Genomic DNA, 19,328 nt, shown 5'->3' on the forward strand with positions numbered 1-19,328 from the left:
ACTATTAATAGGTTTGCACAATTAAGGAGGCCTAATGATTTCACATAAAGTTAAAGTTTACCCATCAAAAATTGATTTACCTAAAAAAAATCAATTAGCATGGAAAATTGCTGAAATTGCCTCTGATAATGCAAAATTAGATAAGGCAGCCATTGAGATGGTTATTAATAGAATAATTGATAATGCTTCAGTTGCCATTGCTTCTTTAAATAGGAGAGCGGTTATCTCTTCAAGAGAAATGGCCCTAAAGCATCCTAGAAAAAATGGTGCAAATTTATTTGGTATTGATTCAAAATTAAAATTTGATTGTGAATGGGCTGCTTGGTCCAATGGAACAGCTGTTAGAGAGCTTGATTTTCATGATACTTTTTTAGCAGAAGATTACAGTCATCCTGGAGATAACATTCCACCCATTTTAAGTGTTGCTCAACAAACTAAAAAAAGTGGACTAGATTTGTTAAGAGGAATTATCACAGGTTATGAAGTTCAGGTTAATTTAGTTAAAGGAATTTGTTTGCATAAACATAAAATAGATCACATAGCACATTTAGGACCAAGTGTTGCTGCAGGTTTGGGTACAATGTTAAAACTTAACACTGAAACAATTTATCAAGCAGTTCAACAAGCTCTACATACAACAGTTTCAACAAGACAATCTAGAAAAGGTGAAATCTCTAGTTGGAAAGCTTACGCCCCTGCTCATGCTGGTAAACTTGCAATTGAAGCAGTTGATAGAGCAATGCGTGGTGAAGGTGCGCCAAGTCCTATTTATGAAGGAGAAGACAGTGTTATAGCTAGAATATTAGATGGCAAGAAAGCTTTATACAATGTTCCTCTTCCTAAGAAAAAAGAATCTAAGAAAGCGATACTTGAGACCTATACAAAAGAATATTCAGCTGAGTATCAGTCTCAAGCACTAATAGATATTGCTAAAAAACTTAATAAGAAAATTCCTAATTTAAATCAAATTAAAAAAATTGATATTTACACAAGTCATCACACTCATTACGTAATTGGAACTGGTGCAAATGATCCACAAAAAATGGATCCAAATGCAAGTAGAGAAACACTTGATCACTCTATTATGTACATTTTTGCAGTAGCACTTGAGGATGCTGATTGGCACCATGTTAAATCATATACCAAACAAAGAGCTAATAGAAAAAGCACTATAAAAATTTGGAAATCAATTACGACGTTTGAAGATAAAAAATGGACTAAAAAATATCACGATCCTAATCCAAAAAATAAATCATTTGGTGCAAGAGTTGTAGTTACTTTAAATAATGGTAAAAAAATTATAGAACAATTAGATAGAGCAGATGCTCATCCATATGGAGCACGTCCGTTTAAAAGACAAAATTATATAAATAAGTTTTTAACGTTAACAGACGGTATCTTAGATAAAAAAGAGAGTGCACGTTTCTTAAAAGTTGTTCAAAATCTTAAAAACCTGAAAGCTGGAGAGTTAAATAAATTAAACATCCAGGTTAAAAGAAGTCAGATAAAGAAAAATACGAAACAAGGAATTTTTTAATGCATTTTGTAGAAAAAGAGCCCAGTCAAAAAAGAGCTGACTTTGTTAGTAAACTAAAATCAAATAAAATTTTAAGAGTTCCTGGTGCTTATAACCCACTAACAGCAAAACTAATTGAAGAAATTGGGTATGATGCAGTTTATGTATCAGGTGGAGTTATGGCTAATGATTTAGGATTTCCAGATATTGGTTTAACTACGCTGCAAGATGTTAGTACTAGATCTTATTTAATATCTAGAGTTACAAGTTTACCTACCATCGTTGATATCGACACTGGCTTTAAGTCTTGTGAAGAAACTATTAAAACTTTTGAAGAATTTGGGGTGTCAGCAGTTCACTTAGAAGATCAAGTAGAACGAAAAAGATGTGGTCACTTAGATAACAAAGAATTAATTTCAACAGAAGCAATGGTTAAAAAAATTAAAGAATGTGTTGCAGCTAAACAAGATGAAAATTTTAAGATTATAGCAAGATCTGATGCTAAAGGAGTTGAGGGAATAGATAAGATGATTGATAGATGTAAGGCATATATTGATGCTGGAGCTGAAATTATTTTCCCAGAAGCTTTGCAAGATGAAAAAGATTTTGAAAAAGTTAGAAAAGAATTATCCTGTTACTTACTGGCTAATATGACGGAATTTGGAAAATCTAAGCTATTCAATTACAAAGAATTAGAAAACTTTGGGTATAATATTGTGATTTATCCAGTAACTACACAAAGATTAGCCATGAAAAATGTAGAAGATGGTCTTAGAGACATTTTTGTGAATGGACATCAGAACAACATTATTGATAAAATGCAAACTAGAAAAAGACTTTACGAATTAGTAGAATATGAAAAGTACAATTCGTTAGATGAAAAAATTTATAACTTTAGTACGGAAGGACATGAATAATGAGTGATGATATTAAAAAAGGTTTACTAGGGATAGTTGTTGATGAAACAGAAATTTCAAAAGTTATGCCAGAAATCAACTCTCTTACTTATAGAGGTTATGCAGCTCAAGATTTATGTGCAAGATGTGATTTTGAAGAAGTTGCATATTTAATTTTAAATAAAGAATTACCTAATAAAAAACAATTAAAAGAATTTAAGAAAGAATTATCTAAAGAAATAACTTTATCTAAAAATTTATTAAGTATTTTAAAAAAAATACCTAAAAATTCTCATCCAATGGATGTTGCAAGAACAGCTGTTAGCGTCATGGGTCTTGAAGATAAAGAAACTAAACACAGCTCACCAAAAGCAAATTTAAGAAAGGCGATTAGAATTCTTGCAAAAACACCTACTGCCCTAGCAGCTTTTTACAGACTTCGAAAAGGGAAAAAAATTATAGCTCCAAAAAAAAATCTTACTTTTTCTGAAAATTTTTTCCATATGTGTTTTGGAAAAGTTCCTGAAAAAGAAATTGTTAAAGCTTTCGATGTATCACTAATTTTATACGCTGAGCATAGTTTTAACGTATCAACATTTACAGCAAGAACTATTACCAGTAGTTTATCTGACATTCATGGAGCAATCACAGGTGCGATCGCTAGTTTAAAAGGTCCTCTTCATGGTGGTGCTAATGAAGAAGTAATGCACATGATGAAGAAAATTAAAAAACCTGAGAACGCTTTAAAATGGATTACGAAGGCTCTTAAAAACAAAGATGTGGTGATGGGATTTGGTCATAGAGTTTACAAAAGTGGAGACTCAAGAGTTCCAACCATGAGAGAATACTTTAAAAGAGTAGCTATTATTAAAAAAGATAAAACATTTGAAAAAATTTATGACATCGTTGAAAAGGTAATGATTAAAGAAAAGAATATTTATCCAAATGTTGATTACCCAACAGGACCTACTTACCATTTAATGGGTTTTGATACTGATTTCTTTACCCCAATATTTGTAATTTCAAGAATTACAGGTTGGTCTGCACATATTATGGAGCAACATGCTGCTAATAAATTAATTAGACCGCTTGCAAGTTATAAAGGTAGTAAGCACAGAAAAGTAATACAGCTTAACCAAAGATAATTAATTTTTTTCTATTTTAGCAAATCTTTCGAAAATAATTTCTGATTTGAGATTGTTATCTCTAACAAATTCATCTATGGCTTGTTTGACCCCTGGTGCTTGACTTAAGTTATAGTCATCACAAAGAATAGTTCCATTATTATCTAGAACTGGTTTTGAATAATGAAGATCATTTTTAACCGTCTCATAAGCATGTCCTCCATCTAAAAAAACATAGTCAATTTGAGACATATCCATCTTTTTTAAAAGTAAATTTGAATTCCCTTTAATTAAATGAATATTTTCTTTAAATTTTTTTAAAAGATAAGTTACCGCATCAACTGAGTATGGATCTTGTCTTAAGATATACTTGAAATATATTTGCTTTAAGGGATTATTAAACCTAGTGTTTGGTATAACTTCATTAGCATTTTCAGCACTTTCACCAAACAAATCTAATCCTATATATTTGAAATCATTTCCATGAATGCTGTGTAATAACTCACAAACATTTCGTGCAGTAACACCATGAAACACACCAATCTCAAGGAAATTTTTAGGTTTCTTGGAGGCTATTTCATTAAGAAATTGCTCTCCAATACCTTCTTGTTTAAGGCTAGTTTTTCTAAAATATTTCTTATATTTCAAAAGATTAACTAAAAGCTTCTGTCCAAGTTCCTTGAGTTGCTGCTTTAGAATATTCAGTGGAACGACCTTCGAAGAAGTTCATGTGTTCAACTGCATTCAACATAGAATCTAACCAAGTAAGTGGGTTTTTGTCCACATCATAAATTGGCTCTAATCCAAGCTGAGATAATCTTCTGTTAGCAATAAATCTTATATAAAGTTTTACATCTTGTGCTGTAAGACCTTGCATAGGACCCATTTCAAAAGCTAAATCAATGAAAGCATCTTCATGCTCAATGATTGTTCTACATGCTTTGTAAAGTTCTGCTTTTAATTCAGGAGTCCAGATTTCTGGGTTCTCATGAATAAACTCTTTAAACAATCTAATCATAGAATTACAGTGCAACGTTTCATCTCTTACTGACCAAGTAACAATTTGGCCCATCCCTTTCATTTTATTATGTCTTGGGAAGTTAAGTAAGATTGCAAAACTTGCAAATAATTGTAAGCCTTCAGTGAACGCACTAAATACAGCTACTGTTAATGCAATATCTTTTTTTGAACTCATGTCAAAATTTTGCATGTAGTCGTATTTATCTTTCATCTCTTTATATTTCATGAACGCTGAATATTCAGACTCAGGCATTCCAATCGTATCAAGTAAATGAGAGTAAGCAGCGATGTGAACTGTTTCCATTGAAGCAAAAGCAGTCATCATCATTAAAACTTCTGTAGGTTTAAACACAGTTGTGTAATGTCTTAAATAACAATTTTGCACTTCAACATCAGCTTGAGTAAAAAATCTAAAAATTTGTGTTAATAAATTTTTTTCAGATTGAGTTAAATTTTTCTGCCAATCTCTAACATCATCACCCAGAGGCACTTCCTCCGGTAACCAATGAATTCTTTGTTGAGTTAACCAAGCATCATAACACCATGGATATCTAAAAGGTTTGTAAACTGGGTTTTCAACTAGTAATCCCATTTTTTGAGGTTTAACTATTTCCTCTTTTGGTGGTTGAATAATTTTAGTATTCATTTTTTCTACTGACATGATAGGCACTCCTCGTATTCTGGTTGTTCGGTTGTTTGTGGTTTTGATTTGTAAACATTTGCGTTAACGTCTGTTGCTTTAGTGTCATTGACATTTTCCGCACGTTGAATTGATTTTGATCTACAGTAATAAAGGCTCTTTAAGCCTTTTTTCCAAGCATCAAAATGAATTTTGTGTAATTCTCTTTTGTGAATATCAGCTGGCACGAATAAGTTAATTGATTGAGCTTGAGAAATATACGGCGTTCTATCTCCACTTAATTCAATAATCCATTTTTGATCCAACTCAAAAGCAGTTTTGAAAACATCTTTTTCTAAATCAGTTAAAAAATCTAAATGAGAAACAGATCCTTGGTTTGTTGTAATACCAGACCAAACATCATCAGTATTTTTCCCATGTTTTTCTAATAATTCAACTAAGTATCTATTTCTAACATTAAATGATCCAGATAAAGTTTTGTGTGTGTAACTATTTGCTGCAACTGGCTCTACTCCAGGGGATGCTCCACCACAGATAATAGAAATAGAAGCTGTTGGTGCAATCGCAGTTTTGTTAGAAAATCTTTCATTATAACCATAATCTGCAGCATCTGGACAAGCTCCTCTTTCATCAGCTAAATCTTTTGAGGCTTGATCAACATGTTCTTGAATATGTTTGAATATCTTTTTATTCCAAGCTTTACTCATCACAGATTCAAGTGGAATACTATGCTTTTGCAAATAAGAATGGAAACCCATAACACCTAGGCCAACACTTCTTTCTTTTTCAGCAGAATATTTTGCATCATCAAATTGCTCTGGAGCTCTTTCAATAAAATCAGTTAATACATTATCTAAAAATCTCATAACATCATTGATCATAACGTTATCGTCTTTCCACTCATCATACTTTTCTAAGTTTAAAGATGATAAACAACATACAGCAGTTCTATCTCTTCCATTTTTATCTATTCCTGTAGGTAATGTGATCTCACTACAAAGGTTAGAAGTTTTAACAGTTAGATTTGCTAACTTATGGTGTTGTGGAATTTGTCTGTTAACTGTATCGATATAGATAATATAAGGTTCACCCGTTTCAATTCTTGCAGTTAATAATCTAATCCATAAATTTCTTGCAGAGATCGTTTGTTGTACAGTTCCATCAGCAGGACTTTTTAGTGCCCACTGCCCATCTGTTTCAACCGCTCTCATAAATGCATCGGATACTAAAACACCATGATGAAGGTTTAATGCTTTTCTATTAGGATCTCCACCTGTAGGTCTTCTCATTTCTATAAACTCTTCAATTTCAGGATGTTCAATTGGAAGATAACAAGCAGCAGATCCTCTTCTTAATGAACCTTGGCTAATTGCCATCGTTAACGAGTCCATTACTTTAATGAAAGGAATTATTCCTGATGTCTTTCCAACTTTACCAATTTTTTCTCCAATAGATCTAAGGTTACCCCAGTAACTTCCGATCCCACCACCTTTAGCTGCTAACCAAACGTTCTCACTCCATAAATCTAATATTCCATTTAAACTATCTGATGCTTCATTTAAAAAACATGAAATGGGTAAACCTCTTTTAGTTCCCCCGTTTGATAAAACTGGAGTTGCTGGCATGAACCATAAATTACTAATGTAGTTATAAATTCTTTGTGCATGTAAATTGTCATCGGCGTATGAACTTGCAACACGGGCGAATAAATCTTGGTAAGATTCGTTATGACCTAAGTAACGATCTTTTAAAGTTGCTCTACCAAAGTCAGTTAATTTATTGTCTCTTGATCTATCAATTTTAATAATGATACCTTTTTCATTTTGAAAAAGTTCAGTGTCATTGCTAAGTGAAAATAAATCTGGTCCTTTATTTTTTGAAAGTTCGCTATTATCTGGGCTATATTCGGAGACAGCTTTCTTGAGTGCCTGTGATAGAATTTTGTTCATATTTTAAGTTTATTTTAGTTTTTTTTACAAAACAACTATATGTTGTATGCTGAAAGCATTGATACACCATATAAATCATTATTCAACAGAACGTTTATAGAACATAGAAAAAAAATATCAATAAAAAAATTAAATTAATTGTAGAAACATAAGCAATGACAACAGAATTAAAAATAGATCCGTATGGCTTCAGGGAGTATGACGCGAGGTGGTTGTATGAGAAGGACATAAACAGAATCGGAATAGAGAATCTAGGCAAAGGTTTAGGTACTCAAATTATAAAACATACAAAAAAAGCGAATCCAAGAGTAATTGTTGGTCATGATTATAGATCTTACAGTGAAGAAATAAAATCTGCACTTAAAAAAGGTCTGCTTTCAACAGGATGCAATGTTGAAGACATAGGTTTATCATTATCCCCTACTGTTTATTTTGCACAATTTAATTTAGATGCGGATGCTGTTGCAATGGTTACTGCTAGTCACAATGAAAATGGTTGGACTGGAGTTAAAATGGGTATCAAAAAAGGTTTAACCCATGCACCTGAAGAGATGAAAGAATTAAAAGAGATAACTTTAAATGAAAATTTCATAAAAGGCGAAGGAGTTGAAAAACAAATAGAAGGTTTTCAACAAATTTATAAAGATGATTTAATAAATAAAAATAAAATCACAAAAAAAATTAAAGCAGTTGTTGCATGTGGTAATGGAACCGCTGGAATATTTGCCCCTGAAATTTTAAGAGGAATTGGTTGTGAAGTAATAGAGCTTGATTGTGATCTTGATTGGACTTTTCCAAAATATAATCCAAATCCAGAAGATTTAGAAATGTTACATGCAATTGCAAAAGCTGTAAAAGATAATAACGCAGATATTGGTTTTGGTTTTGATGGTGATGGCGATAGAGTTGGTGTAATTGATAATTTGGGGGATGAAATCTTTTCAGATAAAATTGGATTATTGATTGCAAGAAACTTATCAAAAACTCATAAAAATTCTAAGTTTATAGTCGATGTAAAATCAACAGGACTGTACGCAACTGATAAAGTTTTAATTGAGAATAACTGTGAAACCATTTATTGGAAAACAGGTCACTCACACATTAAAAGAAAAGTTAATACTGAAAAAGCACTAGCTGGATTTGAGAAAAGTGGTCACTTTTTCTTTAACCAACCTTTGGGATTTGGTTATGATGATGGAATAAATTCTGCAATTCAAGTGTGTCATTTATTAGATAATGAAAACAAATCGATGAATGAGATTATAAAAGAACTACCTAACACTTTTCAAACACCAACCATGGCACCCTTTTGTAAAGATGAAGAGAAATATCAAGTAGTTGAAGAGTTAGTTAAACAAGTAAATGAACTAAAAGATAATAAAACTAAAATTGATGATCAAGAAATAAGTGAAGTCTTAACCGTGAATGGTATCAGATTTTCTTTTAAAGATGGTTCATGGGGGTTAATTAGAGCTTCATCTAATAAACCATCATTAGTAATTGTTACTGAAAGTCCAACATCGATTGAGAGAAAGAAAAAGATCTTTGATTTTATTGATGATCTTTTACAAAAAACTGGCAAAGTTGGCGAATATGATCAAAAAATATAAATATTTACTAATTTTTATCCTTCTTTTTACCTCTAAAAGTCACGCTTTAAGCCCTGAATATGAGAAGGAATTGTACATTGGCTGTTACTCTAACTCTAAAGCATATATTGGCCCGGATGGTGCTAAAATATACTGTCAGTGCACCGTTGATAAATTAAGTGCAAAATTTAGTGATGAAGAGATGGATGAAGTCTTCAGCAAAGAGCCTCAAGAGATTATGGAGCAAACAGCATTTGCGACAGAAGAGTGCGAAAAGTAAAAAAAAGCTTTTAAAATAATCAAATAATTAATAGGTTTTGAAAATGGAAGATAAAAAAAACTTCGGTTTTGGAACTCAAATTAGGAAATCTCCTTACTTTAACTCAACGGTTAAATGGGGTGCAACTGGTTTTTCAGTTTATAATCACATGTACATTCCTCGTGACTTTGGATCCCCTGAACAAAACTTTTGGAATTTAGTTAATGAAGCAATTTTATGTGATGTTGCAGTTGAGCGACAAGTAGAAATTACAGGGCCAGATGCTACAAAATTTATTCAACTGTTAACACCAAGGGATTTATCAAAACTTTCAGTTGGTCAATGTAAATATGTTTTAATTGTAAATAACAATGGTGGAATTTTAAACGATCCAGTTTTATTAAGATTAAAAGAAAACCATTATTGGTTATCTCTTGCAGATAGTGATATTTTATTATGGGCACAAGGAGTTGCAGTAAATTCAAATCTTGATGTTAAAATTGTCGAACCCGATGCCTCCCCTCTTCAATTACAAGGTCCAAACTCTGGAAAAATTATGGAAAGCTTATTTGGTGAAAGTATTAATGATCTTAAATATTATTGGTTACGTGAATTAGATCTAGATGGCATTCCTTTAATAGTTTCTCGTACCGGTTGGTCTAGTGAACTAGGTTATGAGTTATATTTAAGAGATGGCTCTAAGGGTGACAAACTTTGGGAAAAGATAATGGCAGCTGGTAAACCTCATGGTTTAAAACCAGGCCACACATCATCGATTAGACGTATTGAAGGTGGAATGTTATCGTACCATGCTGATGCTGATATTAACACGAACCCTTATGAAGTTGGATTAGGAAGACTTGTTAATCTTGATACTAATATAAACTTTATTGGTAAAGATGCTTTAAAAAAAATAAACAAGGATGGTATTAAAAGAAAACAAGTTGGTGTGATTTTAGACTGTGAACCGTTAACAGGCCCTAACACTACCTTTTGGGAAATCTTAAAAGACAATCAACTAGTTGGTAAAATTACTTCTGCAGTTTATTCACCAAGACTAAAACAAAACATAGCCCTTGCAATGGTTTCAATTAACAATTCAGAGATTGGTACAGTGCTTGATGTTAAAATGAATGATAAAATCATTAAAGCAACGGTTACTGAAAAACCTTTCTATGATCCTAAAAAGAAGCTCGCAAGTTCATAACAATAAGAGTACTTATAAACCATGTTAACCCCAAAAGATTATATATCCCTTTACTTACTAGTTATTATCTTAACGGTAGTCTCAGTTAACTTTATGTACCGTCTCTATTTCTAGTAATATTCCTTATCTTTTAAGGATTTTTTATCAATTGATATCCCATTAGATAGGAAATCTAGCAAAATTAACTTTAGTGTGGCACCAGTGTGTCATGATAATTAACCAGTCACCAAAGGGGGAACTTATATCATTATCTATATATAATATCCTGAAAGATTTTTTTATTATATTTTAGTCAATTCTAAATTCTATTCCCATTAAATCGCTTAGTTCTTTAATAAACTTTTTAAAGTTTTGTGGGAAAAAATAATAACCAGAACAATACTTTGCTTTATCATGATTAATTATTTTTAAAGACCAGTGAACTTGACATGTTGGAGCTGCATACTTTGGTTGTCTATGAGGATATTTGCTATGCCAATTCCAAACACCCAGTTCATCTATTTTTTTCCAAAAGTTTTGTTTTTTAAATTCATCTATCTTAACTTCAGTGATTTCTCCATGCTCATTAATAAAACCCTTATTATTATCTAAAGATATAAAAATTGGCCCTGTATCATATGACGCTTGCAATTCAATAACCTCATTCTCTATATTCAAATCTTCAATAGTCTCTATTTTTGAACCAAATAAATTATTTAAAGCTTTAATTAATTTATTAAAATTATGAGGATATTCTTCATGACCATTCACAACCTTTGCTTTTCCATCTTTATTTCTAAGACGTAGTTCCCAAACAAGACCATCACAAATTGAACCAATGGGTGAATAATCTTTTTCCCAACCCCAAACATCTAGCTCATCCATCTTTTTCCAAAAGTTTTTAATCTTTCTTTCAGTTAATTGAATTTCTTGCATATAACCCATTCCACTAACGCTGCTTCCTTTATTGCCTGCTTTTAGCTCTAGCGTGTTACCAGTCGACGGAAAGGCATTACCATCATAAAAAATTACTTCTTTTTTTTTCATTATATTTTTATCTCCGAAAATTCATCCTTAATAGAATTTAATAATTTTTCTGACATCTCATCATTATTAGATTTTAAATTTTCAATTGATGAATTTAGACTATCGATAAATTTAGAATTATTTACGATGTTATTATAATTATCAATTTGGTCTTTAAATTTTTCATAAGTAATTTCTTTTAATTTTGTAGAAAATATTTGAGTTAATTCACCTTTAGACTCGTGACCTGAAAATGGGTCAAATAATTTTGGAATATAAACAATATTCCATGGTGCCATAAACATGAGTGCATTTTTCGTATGTCCAAAAATATGAGATACTTGATAATTGCTAATTAAATTCGAATTTTTTAATTTTCTTTTTGAAAACCCTGTTAAATTTTCTAAAATTTTTGTTGGATGTGTATTGTTTGAAGGGTCTTTTTTTATATTTGAATTGCCAAAGAGACTTTTGTGAACTTCAAGCATATATTTTGTACTGGCAGCATCTCTACCCATGCCTCTAATATATACTTCTTGATTGGAATAAATTTTATTTTTTAAAATCTCCCATTCATTATGAGCTTTATCCTTTGGAATAAAGATTATATCTTTCAATCCGTATTCAATAAAATCATCATCTGAAATCTTAAACGTTTTTAAAAAGTTTAGGTATGAGTCTCTATTCATTTACGTTTTAAAATAAGTTTCATTTTTTTTTTGTTCTTTTTAAATTGGATATTCTTTCTAGCATTTGCCCCTGATGGATGAGGAAATCCTTCAAGAAAACATCTTAATTTAAGTTTGTATTTACTGTTTAAATATTCAATTGTAGATGAAACAGTATTGCCCAAAGGAACAATAATAGATTTCTTTAAAGTTTTTAATTCTTTTAAAAAATTTTTCTCAATAAAATCCAAGAGTATTTGCTTCTTTAAAATATTTGCACCCGAATAGTTTTTTCCTTTATCAAATACTGGATATTTAACTAACGAAGTAGTGTGAAGGTACTTATTGTGTTTATGAAATAAACTTTCACAAGATTTAATTTTTAGTGTTTTATTAATCTTTAATTCATCTAGATATTTAACTAAGGTGGTTCTCATACTCCCTTTGAAGCTAGATAAATCTTTTACTTCCTTTAATGATTTACCTTGGTTAATTACCTCAAAGCTTTGCAACATTTGTTGAAGACCAGGAGTTATACCCACAATCATTATTTTTGCTTTAGAATTGATATAATCAAATGGTGCATAATATATTTTTAAATTATCTTTTTTGGTAATTAAGAACTTGCCTCTAGTAGCTGTTGATTTACTTATCTTTTTTAATGATTTAATTTTTTTAAGATATTTTGACATTGTTTGAGATTAATAACTTCAACATAAAAATATACAATTTAATGAGTGCTCATTTTGCATTTTATTAGTCATTAAAATTATTATTCTTAAATAAATTATATATAATACTGGCAATGTTTGAACAAACTTTCAAAAATATAGACGATATTCTTTGGAAAGACTCGGGCTGTAGTACTGAGCTTGATTATGCCGAACAATCATCATGGATACTATTTCTTAAATGGTTAGATGATTACGAAAAAGATAAATTAATTAAAACTAAACTAGAAAATAAAAAATTTAAACCTACCTTAGATAAAGAATTTCAGTGGTCTACTTGGGCTATTGTTAAAGACAAAGATGGTAAAGTAGATTTCAATAAAACTCTTACAGGGCCAGACTTAAAAAAGTTTGTTGATGATAAACTATTTCCTTATCTTTCTTCTTTTAGAAATAGTGCTGAAAGTTTTGACACTCTTGAATATAAAATTGGTGAAATATTCTCTGAGCTTAAGAATAAACTACAAGATGGATACACATTAAGAGATGTTATTAACGAAGTAGATAATCTTAAGTTTCAAAGCAATGAACAAAAGCATGAACTAAGTGCTTTGTATGAAGAGAAGATTAAAAACATGGGTAATGCTGGTCGTAACGGTGGTGAATACTACACACCAAGACCTCTTATTAAATCTATCATTAAAGTCATAGACCCTAAGGTTGGAGAAACTGTTTACGATGGTGCAGTTGGTAGTGCTGGGTTTTTAGTTGAAGCGTTTGAGCACATGAGTCAGTCAAAGTCTTTAACAGTAACCGAACTTAAGAACCTTCAAAACAAAACATTCTATGGAGCTGAAAAGAAAACCTTAGCTTACATCATAGGTATTATGAATATGATACTGCATGGGATTGAAAGCCCAAATATCATTCATCAAAATACATTAGAGACTAATATTCAAGAGATACAAAACAAAGATAGAGTTGATGTTATTCTTGCTAACCCTCCTTTTGGTGGAAAAGAAAAAGCAAACATCCAAGAAAACTTTCCAATTAAAACAGGAGAGACTGCTTATCTATTTCTTCAACATTTCATAAAGAAACTTAAAGTTGGAGGAAGATGTGGTGTAGTTATCAAAAATACTTTCTTGAGTAATACAGATAATGCTAGCATAGCCCTTAGAAAACAACTGATAGAAGAATGTAATTTGTTTGCAATTCTTGATTTACCTGGGGGAGCTTTCCTTGGAACTGGAGTTAAGACAGTTGTCTTATTTTTTGAAAAAGGGAAACCCACTGAAAAGCTTTGGTACTATCAACTTAATGTTGGAAGGAGCATGGGTAAAACTAATTCGTTAAATGAAAATGATTTAGAAGATTTCATAAAAATAGCTAAGGCACAAAAGCTTAGTAATAATAGTTGGTCTATAGATATTGATAAAATCAACAAAGAAACTTTAGATATAGGTGTTTCAAATCCCAATATAACGGAAGAGTTAGATGAAAGAACTCCAGAACAAATTATTTCTGAAATAGAAGAAATAGATATTAAATCTTTAGAAGCAATTAAAAAGATTAAGGAATTAATAAATGATTAGTTTTGTAAAACTAGGAGATGCCTGTTTGGTAAAAAGGGGAACAACAATAACCAGAAAACAAACTAAAAAAGGAAATGTTCCTGTTATTGCTGGAGGTAGAAAGGCTACTTATTTTCATAACCAACATAATAGAAAATCTGGAACAATTACTATTAGTGGTTCTGGGGCTAGTGCAGGTTTAGTGAATTACTGGCAAATACCTATATTTGCATCTGATTGCTCTACTGTAGAGCTTAAAGATACTAAACAAAATATTAAATTTGTTTATTATTACATGCAATCGATGCAAGAATTAATTTATAAAGAGATGAGGTCTGGTGCGGCACAGCCTCATGTTTATGCTAAAGATATTGCTAATTTAAATTTCCCAATAATTTCTTTAAAAGAACAACAACGCATTGTAGCTAAACTGGATACAGCTTTTGCTGAGATTGATAAGGCAATAGAATTAATAAAAAAAAATATTTCTAATTTTAAAAGTTATTATTCTTATACAATTGATAAAGAATTTTCTAAATATTCTGATAAACTCAGACAGATTGGTGATTACAGTAAAATAAATTATGGTTACACAGCAAAAGCAAGCTTTGATAAAGGTAGTTATAAACTCTTAAGAATTACAGATATACAAAATAGCTCTGTAAACTGGAATACAGTACCTTACTGCAATGTAGAACCCAATAAACTTTCAAGGGTAATACTTAAGCATGGAGATATTGTATTTGCACGTACTGGAGCAACTACTGGAAAAAGTTTTCTTATTCAAAACCCAGTTAATTCAGTATTTGCATCATATTTAATTCGTATCTCTGTTGATAGAGAAATTTTGTTACCAACATTTGTAATATATTATTTTCAAAGTGCTAAATACTGGAAACAAGTCAATGATGGAATTTCTGGTTCAGCTCAAGGAGGTTTCAATTCATCGAAATTAAGTCAATTAAGAATACCCATTATAAGTAAGACTAATCAGCAAAAACTAGTTGAAAAATTTGATTTGATAAATGAGTATTCTTTAAAATTACAAGATTACTATTCAAGAAAATTAATCCATTTACACTCTCTTAAACAAGCAATACTTTCAAAAGAGTTAATAAGAAAAAAAGCAGCATGAACGAAGCAGATACAAGAGCAGAATTAATAGACCCTAAAATAAAAGAAGCTGGTTGGGGCACTATTGAAGGAAGTGTTGTTAGAAGAGAGTTTAAGATAACTAATGGTGAGATTAAACCTGGTGGTATTAGAGCTAGTTTTGATAAGGCTGACTACGTTCTTGTTTATAAAAATAGAAAAATTGCAGTAATAGAGGCAAAATCAGATGAACTTGATGTTAGTGAAGGAGTTGGTCAGGCAAAAGATTATGCTCAAAAGTTAAGAATACCTACTACCTACTCTACTAATGGTAACAAAATTTATGAGATTAATTATTCTAAAAATGAAAAAGGTGAAATAAAGATTAATAAAGATGGTGAGATGATTGTTACTTCAGAAGCCGAAGTTGATAAATTTCCATCCCCTGAAGAACTATGGGCTAAAACTTTTAAAGATAAAAATGAATGGTCTAGTAAATTTGATGATGTTGATTTTAAAACATTCAAAGGTTTTAGAGAGCCAAGATACTATCAAGAAATAGCTATCAATAATACACTTGAAGCAATTGCAAATAAGCAAGACAGAATACTTTTAACTCTTGCAACAGGAACGGGTAAGACAGTAATTGCATTTCACATTGCTTGGAAGTTGTTTCATGCAAGGTGGAATATGCAAAGAGATGGCAAAAGAGTTCCCAGAATATTATTTTTAGCTGATAGAAACATATTAGCCAATCAAGCTTTTAATTCTTTTAGTGCTTTTGATGAGAATGCTTTAGTTAGAATTACTCCTAAAGATGTTAAAGACAAAGGTCATGTTCCAACAAATGGTTCTGTATTCTTTACTATATTTCAAAGCTTTATGTCTGGGCCAGAAAACAAACCTTACTTTGGTCAGTACCCTGCTGACTTCTTTGATTTAGTTATAATAGATGAATGTCACAGAGGTGGTGCTAACGATGAAAGCAATTGGAGGGATATTTTAAATTATTTCAAAACAGCAACTCAAATTGGTTTAACAGCTACACCTAAAAGAAAAATAAATGCTGATACCTATAATTATTTTAAAGAACCAATTTACACCTATTCATTAAATAATGGAATTACAGATGGTTTTCTGACGCCTTTTAGAGTCAAGATAATTACTATGGGAGATTATGTTTACACAAGTGAAGATGAGGTTCTTTCAGGAGAAAATTTAATAACTGAAGGAGAGGTCTTTGGGGAAAAAGACATGAATAGAAAGATTATAATTAAAGAAAGAGAACGCAAAAGAGTACAGTTAATGCTTAACAGTATTAATCCTAAAGAAAAAACATTAGTTTTTTGTGCAAGTATTTCTCATGCTGGAATGATAAGGGATTTAATTAATCAAGAGTCAGTTAACCCTCCAGCAGATTATTGTGTAAGGGTGACTGCTGAAGATGCACAAATAGGTGATACATATCTTAGACAATTTCAGGATAACGAAAAAACTCTACCTACAATATTAACTACTAGTCAAAAACTTAGCACTGGAGTTGATGCTTTAAATATTAGAAATATTGTTTTAATGAGACCAGTTAATAATATGATTGAATTTAAACAAATCATAGGAAGAGGTACAAGATTATTTGAAGATAAGTTTTATTTTACTATTGTTGATTTTGTAGGTGCTTACAAAAAATTTTCTGACCCTGATTGGGACGGGCCTGGATTACCACCAGGACCTAAACCGCCACCACCACCAGGACCACCTAAACCGCCGCCGCCACCAAAAGAAAAAATTATAATTAAGCTTGCTAAAGGAAATGAATTGTCAATTACATCTATGTCTACTACTTTGTTTTATTTTCAAGGCAAACCAATTTCTGTACAAGAATTTATTAAAAAATTGTTTAATACAATAACTTTACCAGAAGTCCTAAAAAACGAGGAGCAGCTTAGAGAGCTATGGTCATCTCCTATAACTAGAAATAAATTATTTAAAAAGCTTGAAGATGAAGGTTTTGCTAAACAAGATTTAAAATCTATCCAAACACTAATAGAAGCTGAAGATAGTGATATTTTTGATGTTTTAGTACATGTTGCCTACAGCAAGAAACCTATTCAAAGAGCAACTAGAGTGGCTAATGCAGAAGATGAAATTTATAAAAACCTAAATGATAAACAAAAAGAATTTATAGACTTTGTGCTAAGCAGATATGTAGAGGGTGGTGTTGACGAATTAGATTTAGATAGGTTAAGTTCTCTAATTGAACTTAAGTACAATACTATTCACGATGGTCTAGAGGCATTAGGTGATGCAGATAATATAAAAAATACTTTTATTAATTTTCAAAAGTATTTGTATTAGGATTTATTCTCAATATCTTTTCTTATCTCAATGTACTCAAGAGTTTCTTTGGTTGATAGCTTTTCATTAGATGGTCCTGTTCTTTTATAAAAATCTGTCTCATTTAAAAAAGCTGTTTCTTTTATAGGGAGTTTTGTACAATTAACTATCAACAGTGTTTTATTTTCAACGCTATGAAAGCTGTATTTTATATAAGTTTCTAAATATTTTATACCAATATTAGATTTGATTTTATCTTTTAAAAATTTTGAGCAATCATCTTGGTTTCTAAATCTATCCATTTCTATACCTAGAATATTTTTATCATCGTCCTGACCAACAATTAATGTACCCCCTTCTGTATTTAAAAAGGCCACAATAGTTTTTAATACACTGTCAGCTAAAGAATTATTAATTTTTTTTTCTTTAATACTCCATCTCAAGGTTGATTTTCTTTCTAAAGAAATAGACTCATCCATATTAATTAAATTTCTAATTGAATAGTCAGGAAATTCCTCAAAAAGTTTTTCTGGTTGAAACTCAAAATCATCATCTTCAACAGTGTTAGTTAATTTATCAATATATTTATTTAATTTTTCTTTAGCATCAGCTATTTTCTTTCTATTTTTAACTACTGTTATTTGCTCAGAAGTTTTTTTCATTGGTACACAAACTCTGCCAAGTGATTGTGAATTCAAATGTGGAATTATAGTGCTCGCAGACAAAGACAACAATTGTTCTCTACCCTCATTTGAATTCAGAAAGTTCTGGACGTATTCATTTATAAAAAATTCAGCATCAAATAAAAGGAGCCAATATCTACTTGCTTTTAAAGCTTCAATGTTTATTTCAGTTTTACTTGATTTCGAAGGAATCATTGGGGTAAATACAATATTTTCACCAGCAAAGTTTTTTAGCTCATTTAAAACATCGTCTCTTTTTTTATTACTTTTTAACAAATCTACAGATTTAATTTTAAGTGCCACATCTTTTAAATATTTAGGTGTAAAATTTTTCTTTTTAAAATCTTCAATTTGATTATTTTGAGCAAACGACATTTTAGCACTATGAAAATATGCTTTAGGCGTTTTTATAATATTGAGATTATCAAGATTTTTATCTCCTTCATTTATTGTTCTAAAGTCCGCAGAATGAATACCTGACATCCACAAATCTCCAATAGGTCCTTTAATATACTCATACATGGAAAAGCTAATTGAAGTTTCTTTCTTATAAATATCACCTAAAATATTCTCTCTAAACCTAGTGAATTTAGGAAAGTAATTTTCTAATCTCACTGAAAAGTAATTCATTGTGGAGATATTTAATACAAAACCACCATTAACCAAATTTTTGTCTATTAATTTTTCAAGTGCCATTAATGGGTCTGGCTTTCTTATTCCTACTGGTAGCTGAAGAAATATTAAATCATACTTATCTTTATCTAAATTACTTATGTCCTCTTGAACTTCGTTAAAATTGCCAGTTTTATTTGTAATATCATAACCTTCGTCAGCCAATTCTTTTTCAGGGAAAAAACTTTCAAAGAATATATAATTAAAATTTAGAATTTTCTTATTCTTACTCAAAGATTGTTTTAAAATTTCATTTATCCTAATCGATATAGCCTTTTTCATAATTTATGTTTACATATCATAAGAGACTGTTGCCTTTTTGAAAACATTTTTTTGGCTGATTAAAAACAAAAGTTAATGATTTAAGTAGAATCATGCATTGGATTTCATTCCTTTTCGCCCGTTTACGTTTCTTTTCATTGTTCTCCT

General features: G+C 30.6%; 16 protein-coding genes. 9 read left to right on the top strand and 7 right to left on the bottom strand.

Annotated elements, in window-relative coordinates; genetic code table 11:
* The first annotated feature begins 34 nt into the window (after positions 1 to 34).
* The 3 genes from AC5SL9_RS03855 to AC5SL9_RS03865 are packed head-to-tail and all read left to right on the top strand — an operon-like array spanning position 35 to position 3,557.
* Entirely contained in the window at positions 35 to 1,537 is a 1,503-nt protein-coding gene (locus tag AC5SL9_RS03855) for an MmgE/PrpD family protein (RefSeq protein WP_494573811.1), read from the top strand.
* Complete coding sequence (gene prpB, locus AC5SL9_RS03860) at positions 1,537 to 2,433, top strand: methylisocitrate lyase (RefSeq protein ID WP_006996772.1); 897 nt, start codon at positions 1,537 to 1,539, stop codon at positions 2,431 to 2,433. Before AC5SL9_RS03855 ends, prpB begins: the two co-directional genes overlap by 1 nt.
* Positions 2,433 to 3,557 carry a bifunctional 2-methylcitrate synthase/citrate synthase gene (locus tag AC5SL9_RS03865; RefSeq protein ID WP_494573812.1) on the top strand — a complete coding sequence of 375 codons (1,125 nt, stop codon included), beginning with the start codon at positions 2,433 to 2,435 and terminating at the stop codon, positions 3,555 to 3,557. The genes prpB and AC5SL9_RS03865 overlap by 1 nt, the downstream gene beginning before the upstream one ends.
* On the opposite strand, the gene AC5SL9_RS03870 is transcribed toward AC5SL9_RS03865, so the two are convergent.
* From AC5SL9_RS03870 to AC5SL9_RS03880, 3 genes are read right to left on the bottom strand one after another with little or no spacing between them, the layout of a single operon-like run.
* Positions 3,558 to 4,184 carry a class I SAM-dependent methyltransferase gene (locus AC5SL9_RS03870; RefSeq protein WP_494573813.1) on the bottom strand — a complete coding sequence of 209 codons (627 nt, stop codon included), beginning with the start codon at positions 4,182 to 4,184 and terminating at the stop codon, positions 3,558 to 3,560.
* Between the two features lie 4 nt (positions 4,185 to 4,188).
* Positions 4,189 to 5,202, bottom strand: coding sequence for a ribonucleotide-diphosphate reductase subunit beta (locus AC5SL9_RS03875; RefSeq protein ID WP_011282174.1), 1,014 nt, complete (start codon positions 5,200 to 5,202; stop codon positions 4,189 to 4,191).
* Positions 5,203 to 5,207: 5 nt separating this feature from the next.
* Complete coding sequence (locus tag AC5SL9_RS03880; protein WP_271626259.1) at positions 5,208 to 7,145, bottom strand: ribonucleoside-diphosphate reductase subunit alpha; 1,938 nt, start codon at positions 7,143 to 7,145, stop codon at positions 5,208 to 5,210.
* A 155-nt stretch (positions 7,146 to 7,300) separates the two neighbouring features.
* On the opposite strand from AC5SL9_RS03880, the gene AC5SL9_RS03885 reads away from it, so the two are divergent.
* From AC5SL9_RS03885 to AC5SL9_RS03895, 3 genes are read left to right on the top strand one after another with little or no spacing between them, the layout of a single operon-like run.
* Complete coding sequence (locus AC5SL9_RS03885; RefSeq protein ID WP_494573814.1) at positions 7,301 to 8,755, top strand: phosphomannomutase/phosphoglucomutase; 1,455 nt, start codon at positions 7,301 to 7,303, stop codon at positions 8,753 to 8,755.
* On the top strand, positions 8,739 to 9,014 hold the full coding sequence (locus AC5SL9_RS03890) for a hypothetical protein (RefSeq protein WP_494573815.1): 276 nt from the start codon (positions 8,739 to 8,741) through the stop codon (positions 9,012 to 9,014). Before AC5SL9_RS03885 ends, AC5SL9_RS03890 begins: the two co-directional genes overlap by 17 nt.
* A 43-nt stretch (positions 9,015 to 9,057) precedes the next feature.
* Positions 9,058 to 10,200, top strand: a complete 1,143-nt coding sequence (locus AC5SL9_RS03895) for a glycine cleavage T C-terminal barrel domain-containing protein (RefSeq protein WP_494573816.1) — start codon at positions 9,058 to 9,060, stop codon at positions 10,198 to 10,200.
* A 288-nt stretch (positions 10,201 to 10,488) separates the two neighbouring features.
* Here AC5SL9_RS03895 and AC5SL9_RS03900 read toward each other — a convergent pair whose 3' ends face one another.
* Genes AC5SL9_RS03900 through AC5SL9_RS03910 form a run of 3 tightly spaced genes read right to left on the bottom strand, consistent with a single transcriptional unit; the run spans position 10,489 to position 12,565 of the window.
* The gene (locus AC5SL9_RS03900) at positions 10,489 to 11,226 is read right to left on the bottom strand and encodes a hypothetical protein (protein WP_494573817.1); all 738 of its coding nucleotides are present in this window, start codon (positions 11,224 to 11,226) and stop codon (positions 10,489 to 10,491) included.
* On the bottom strand, positions 11,226 to 11,894 hold the full coding sequence (locus AC5SL9_RS03905) for a hypothetical protein (protein WP_494573818.1): 669 nt from the start codon (positions 11,892 to 11,894) through the stop codon (positions 11,226 to 11,228). Before AC5SL9_RS03905 ends, AC5SL9_RS03900 begins: the two co-directional genes overlap by 1 nt.
* Positions 11,891 to 12,565, bottom strand: coding sequence for a uracil-DNA glycosylase family protein (locus AC5SL9_RS03910; RefSeq protein WP_494573819.1), 675 nt, complete (start codon positions 12,563 to 12,565; stop codon positions 11,891 to 11,893). The genes AC5SL9_RS03905 and AC5SL9_RS03910 overlap by 4 nt, the downstream gene beginning before the upstream one ends.
* 113 nt (positions 12,566 to 12,678) lie before the next feature.
* Here AC5SL9_RS03910 and AC5SL9_RS03915 point away from each other — a divergent pair, with 113 nt between their 5' ends.
* The 3 genes from AC5SL9_RS03915 to hsdR are packed head-to-tail and all read left to right on the top strand — an operon-like array spanning position 12,679 to position 17,565.
* Positions 12,679 to 14,139 (top strand): class I SAM-dependent DNA methyltransferase, encoded by a 1,461-nt coding sequence (locus AC5SL9_RS03915; protein ID WP_494573820.1) that lies wholly within the window; start codon positions 12,679 to 12,681, stop codon positions 14,137 to 14,139.
* On the top strand, positions 14,132 to 15,253 hold the full coding sequence (locus AC5SL9_RS03920; protein WP_494573821.1) for a restriction endonuclease subunit S: 1,122 nt from the start codon (positions 14,132 to 14,134) through the stop codon (positions 15,251 to 15,253). Before AC5SL9_RS03915 ends, AC5SL9_RS03920 begins: the two co-directional genes overlap by 8 nt.
* Positions 15,250 to 17,565 (top strand): EcoAI/FtnUII family type I restriction enzme subunit R, encoded by a 2,316-nt coding sequence (gene hsdR / locus AC5SL9_RS03925; protein ID WP_494573822.1) that lies wholly within the window; start codon positions 15,250 to 15,252, stop codon positions 17,563 to 17,565. The genes AC5SL9_RS03920 and hsdR overlap by 4 nt, the downstream gene beginning before the upstream one ends.
* Here hsdR and AC5SL9_RS03930 read toward each other — a convergent pair.
* A complete protein-coding gene (locus AC5SL9_RS03930) occupies positions 17,562 to 19,181 on the bottom strand; it encodes an ATP-binding protein (RefSeq protein WP_494573823.1) in 1,620 nt (539 codons plus the stop codon). The genes hsdR and AC5SL9_RS03930 overlap by 4 nt on opposite strands.
* Positions 19,182 to 19,328 lie beyond the last annotated feature (147 nt).

The organism is Candidatus Pelagibacter sp. PS_37, from assembly GCF_059417825.1.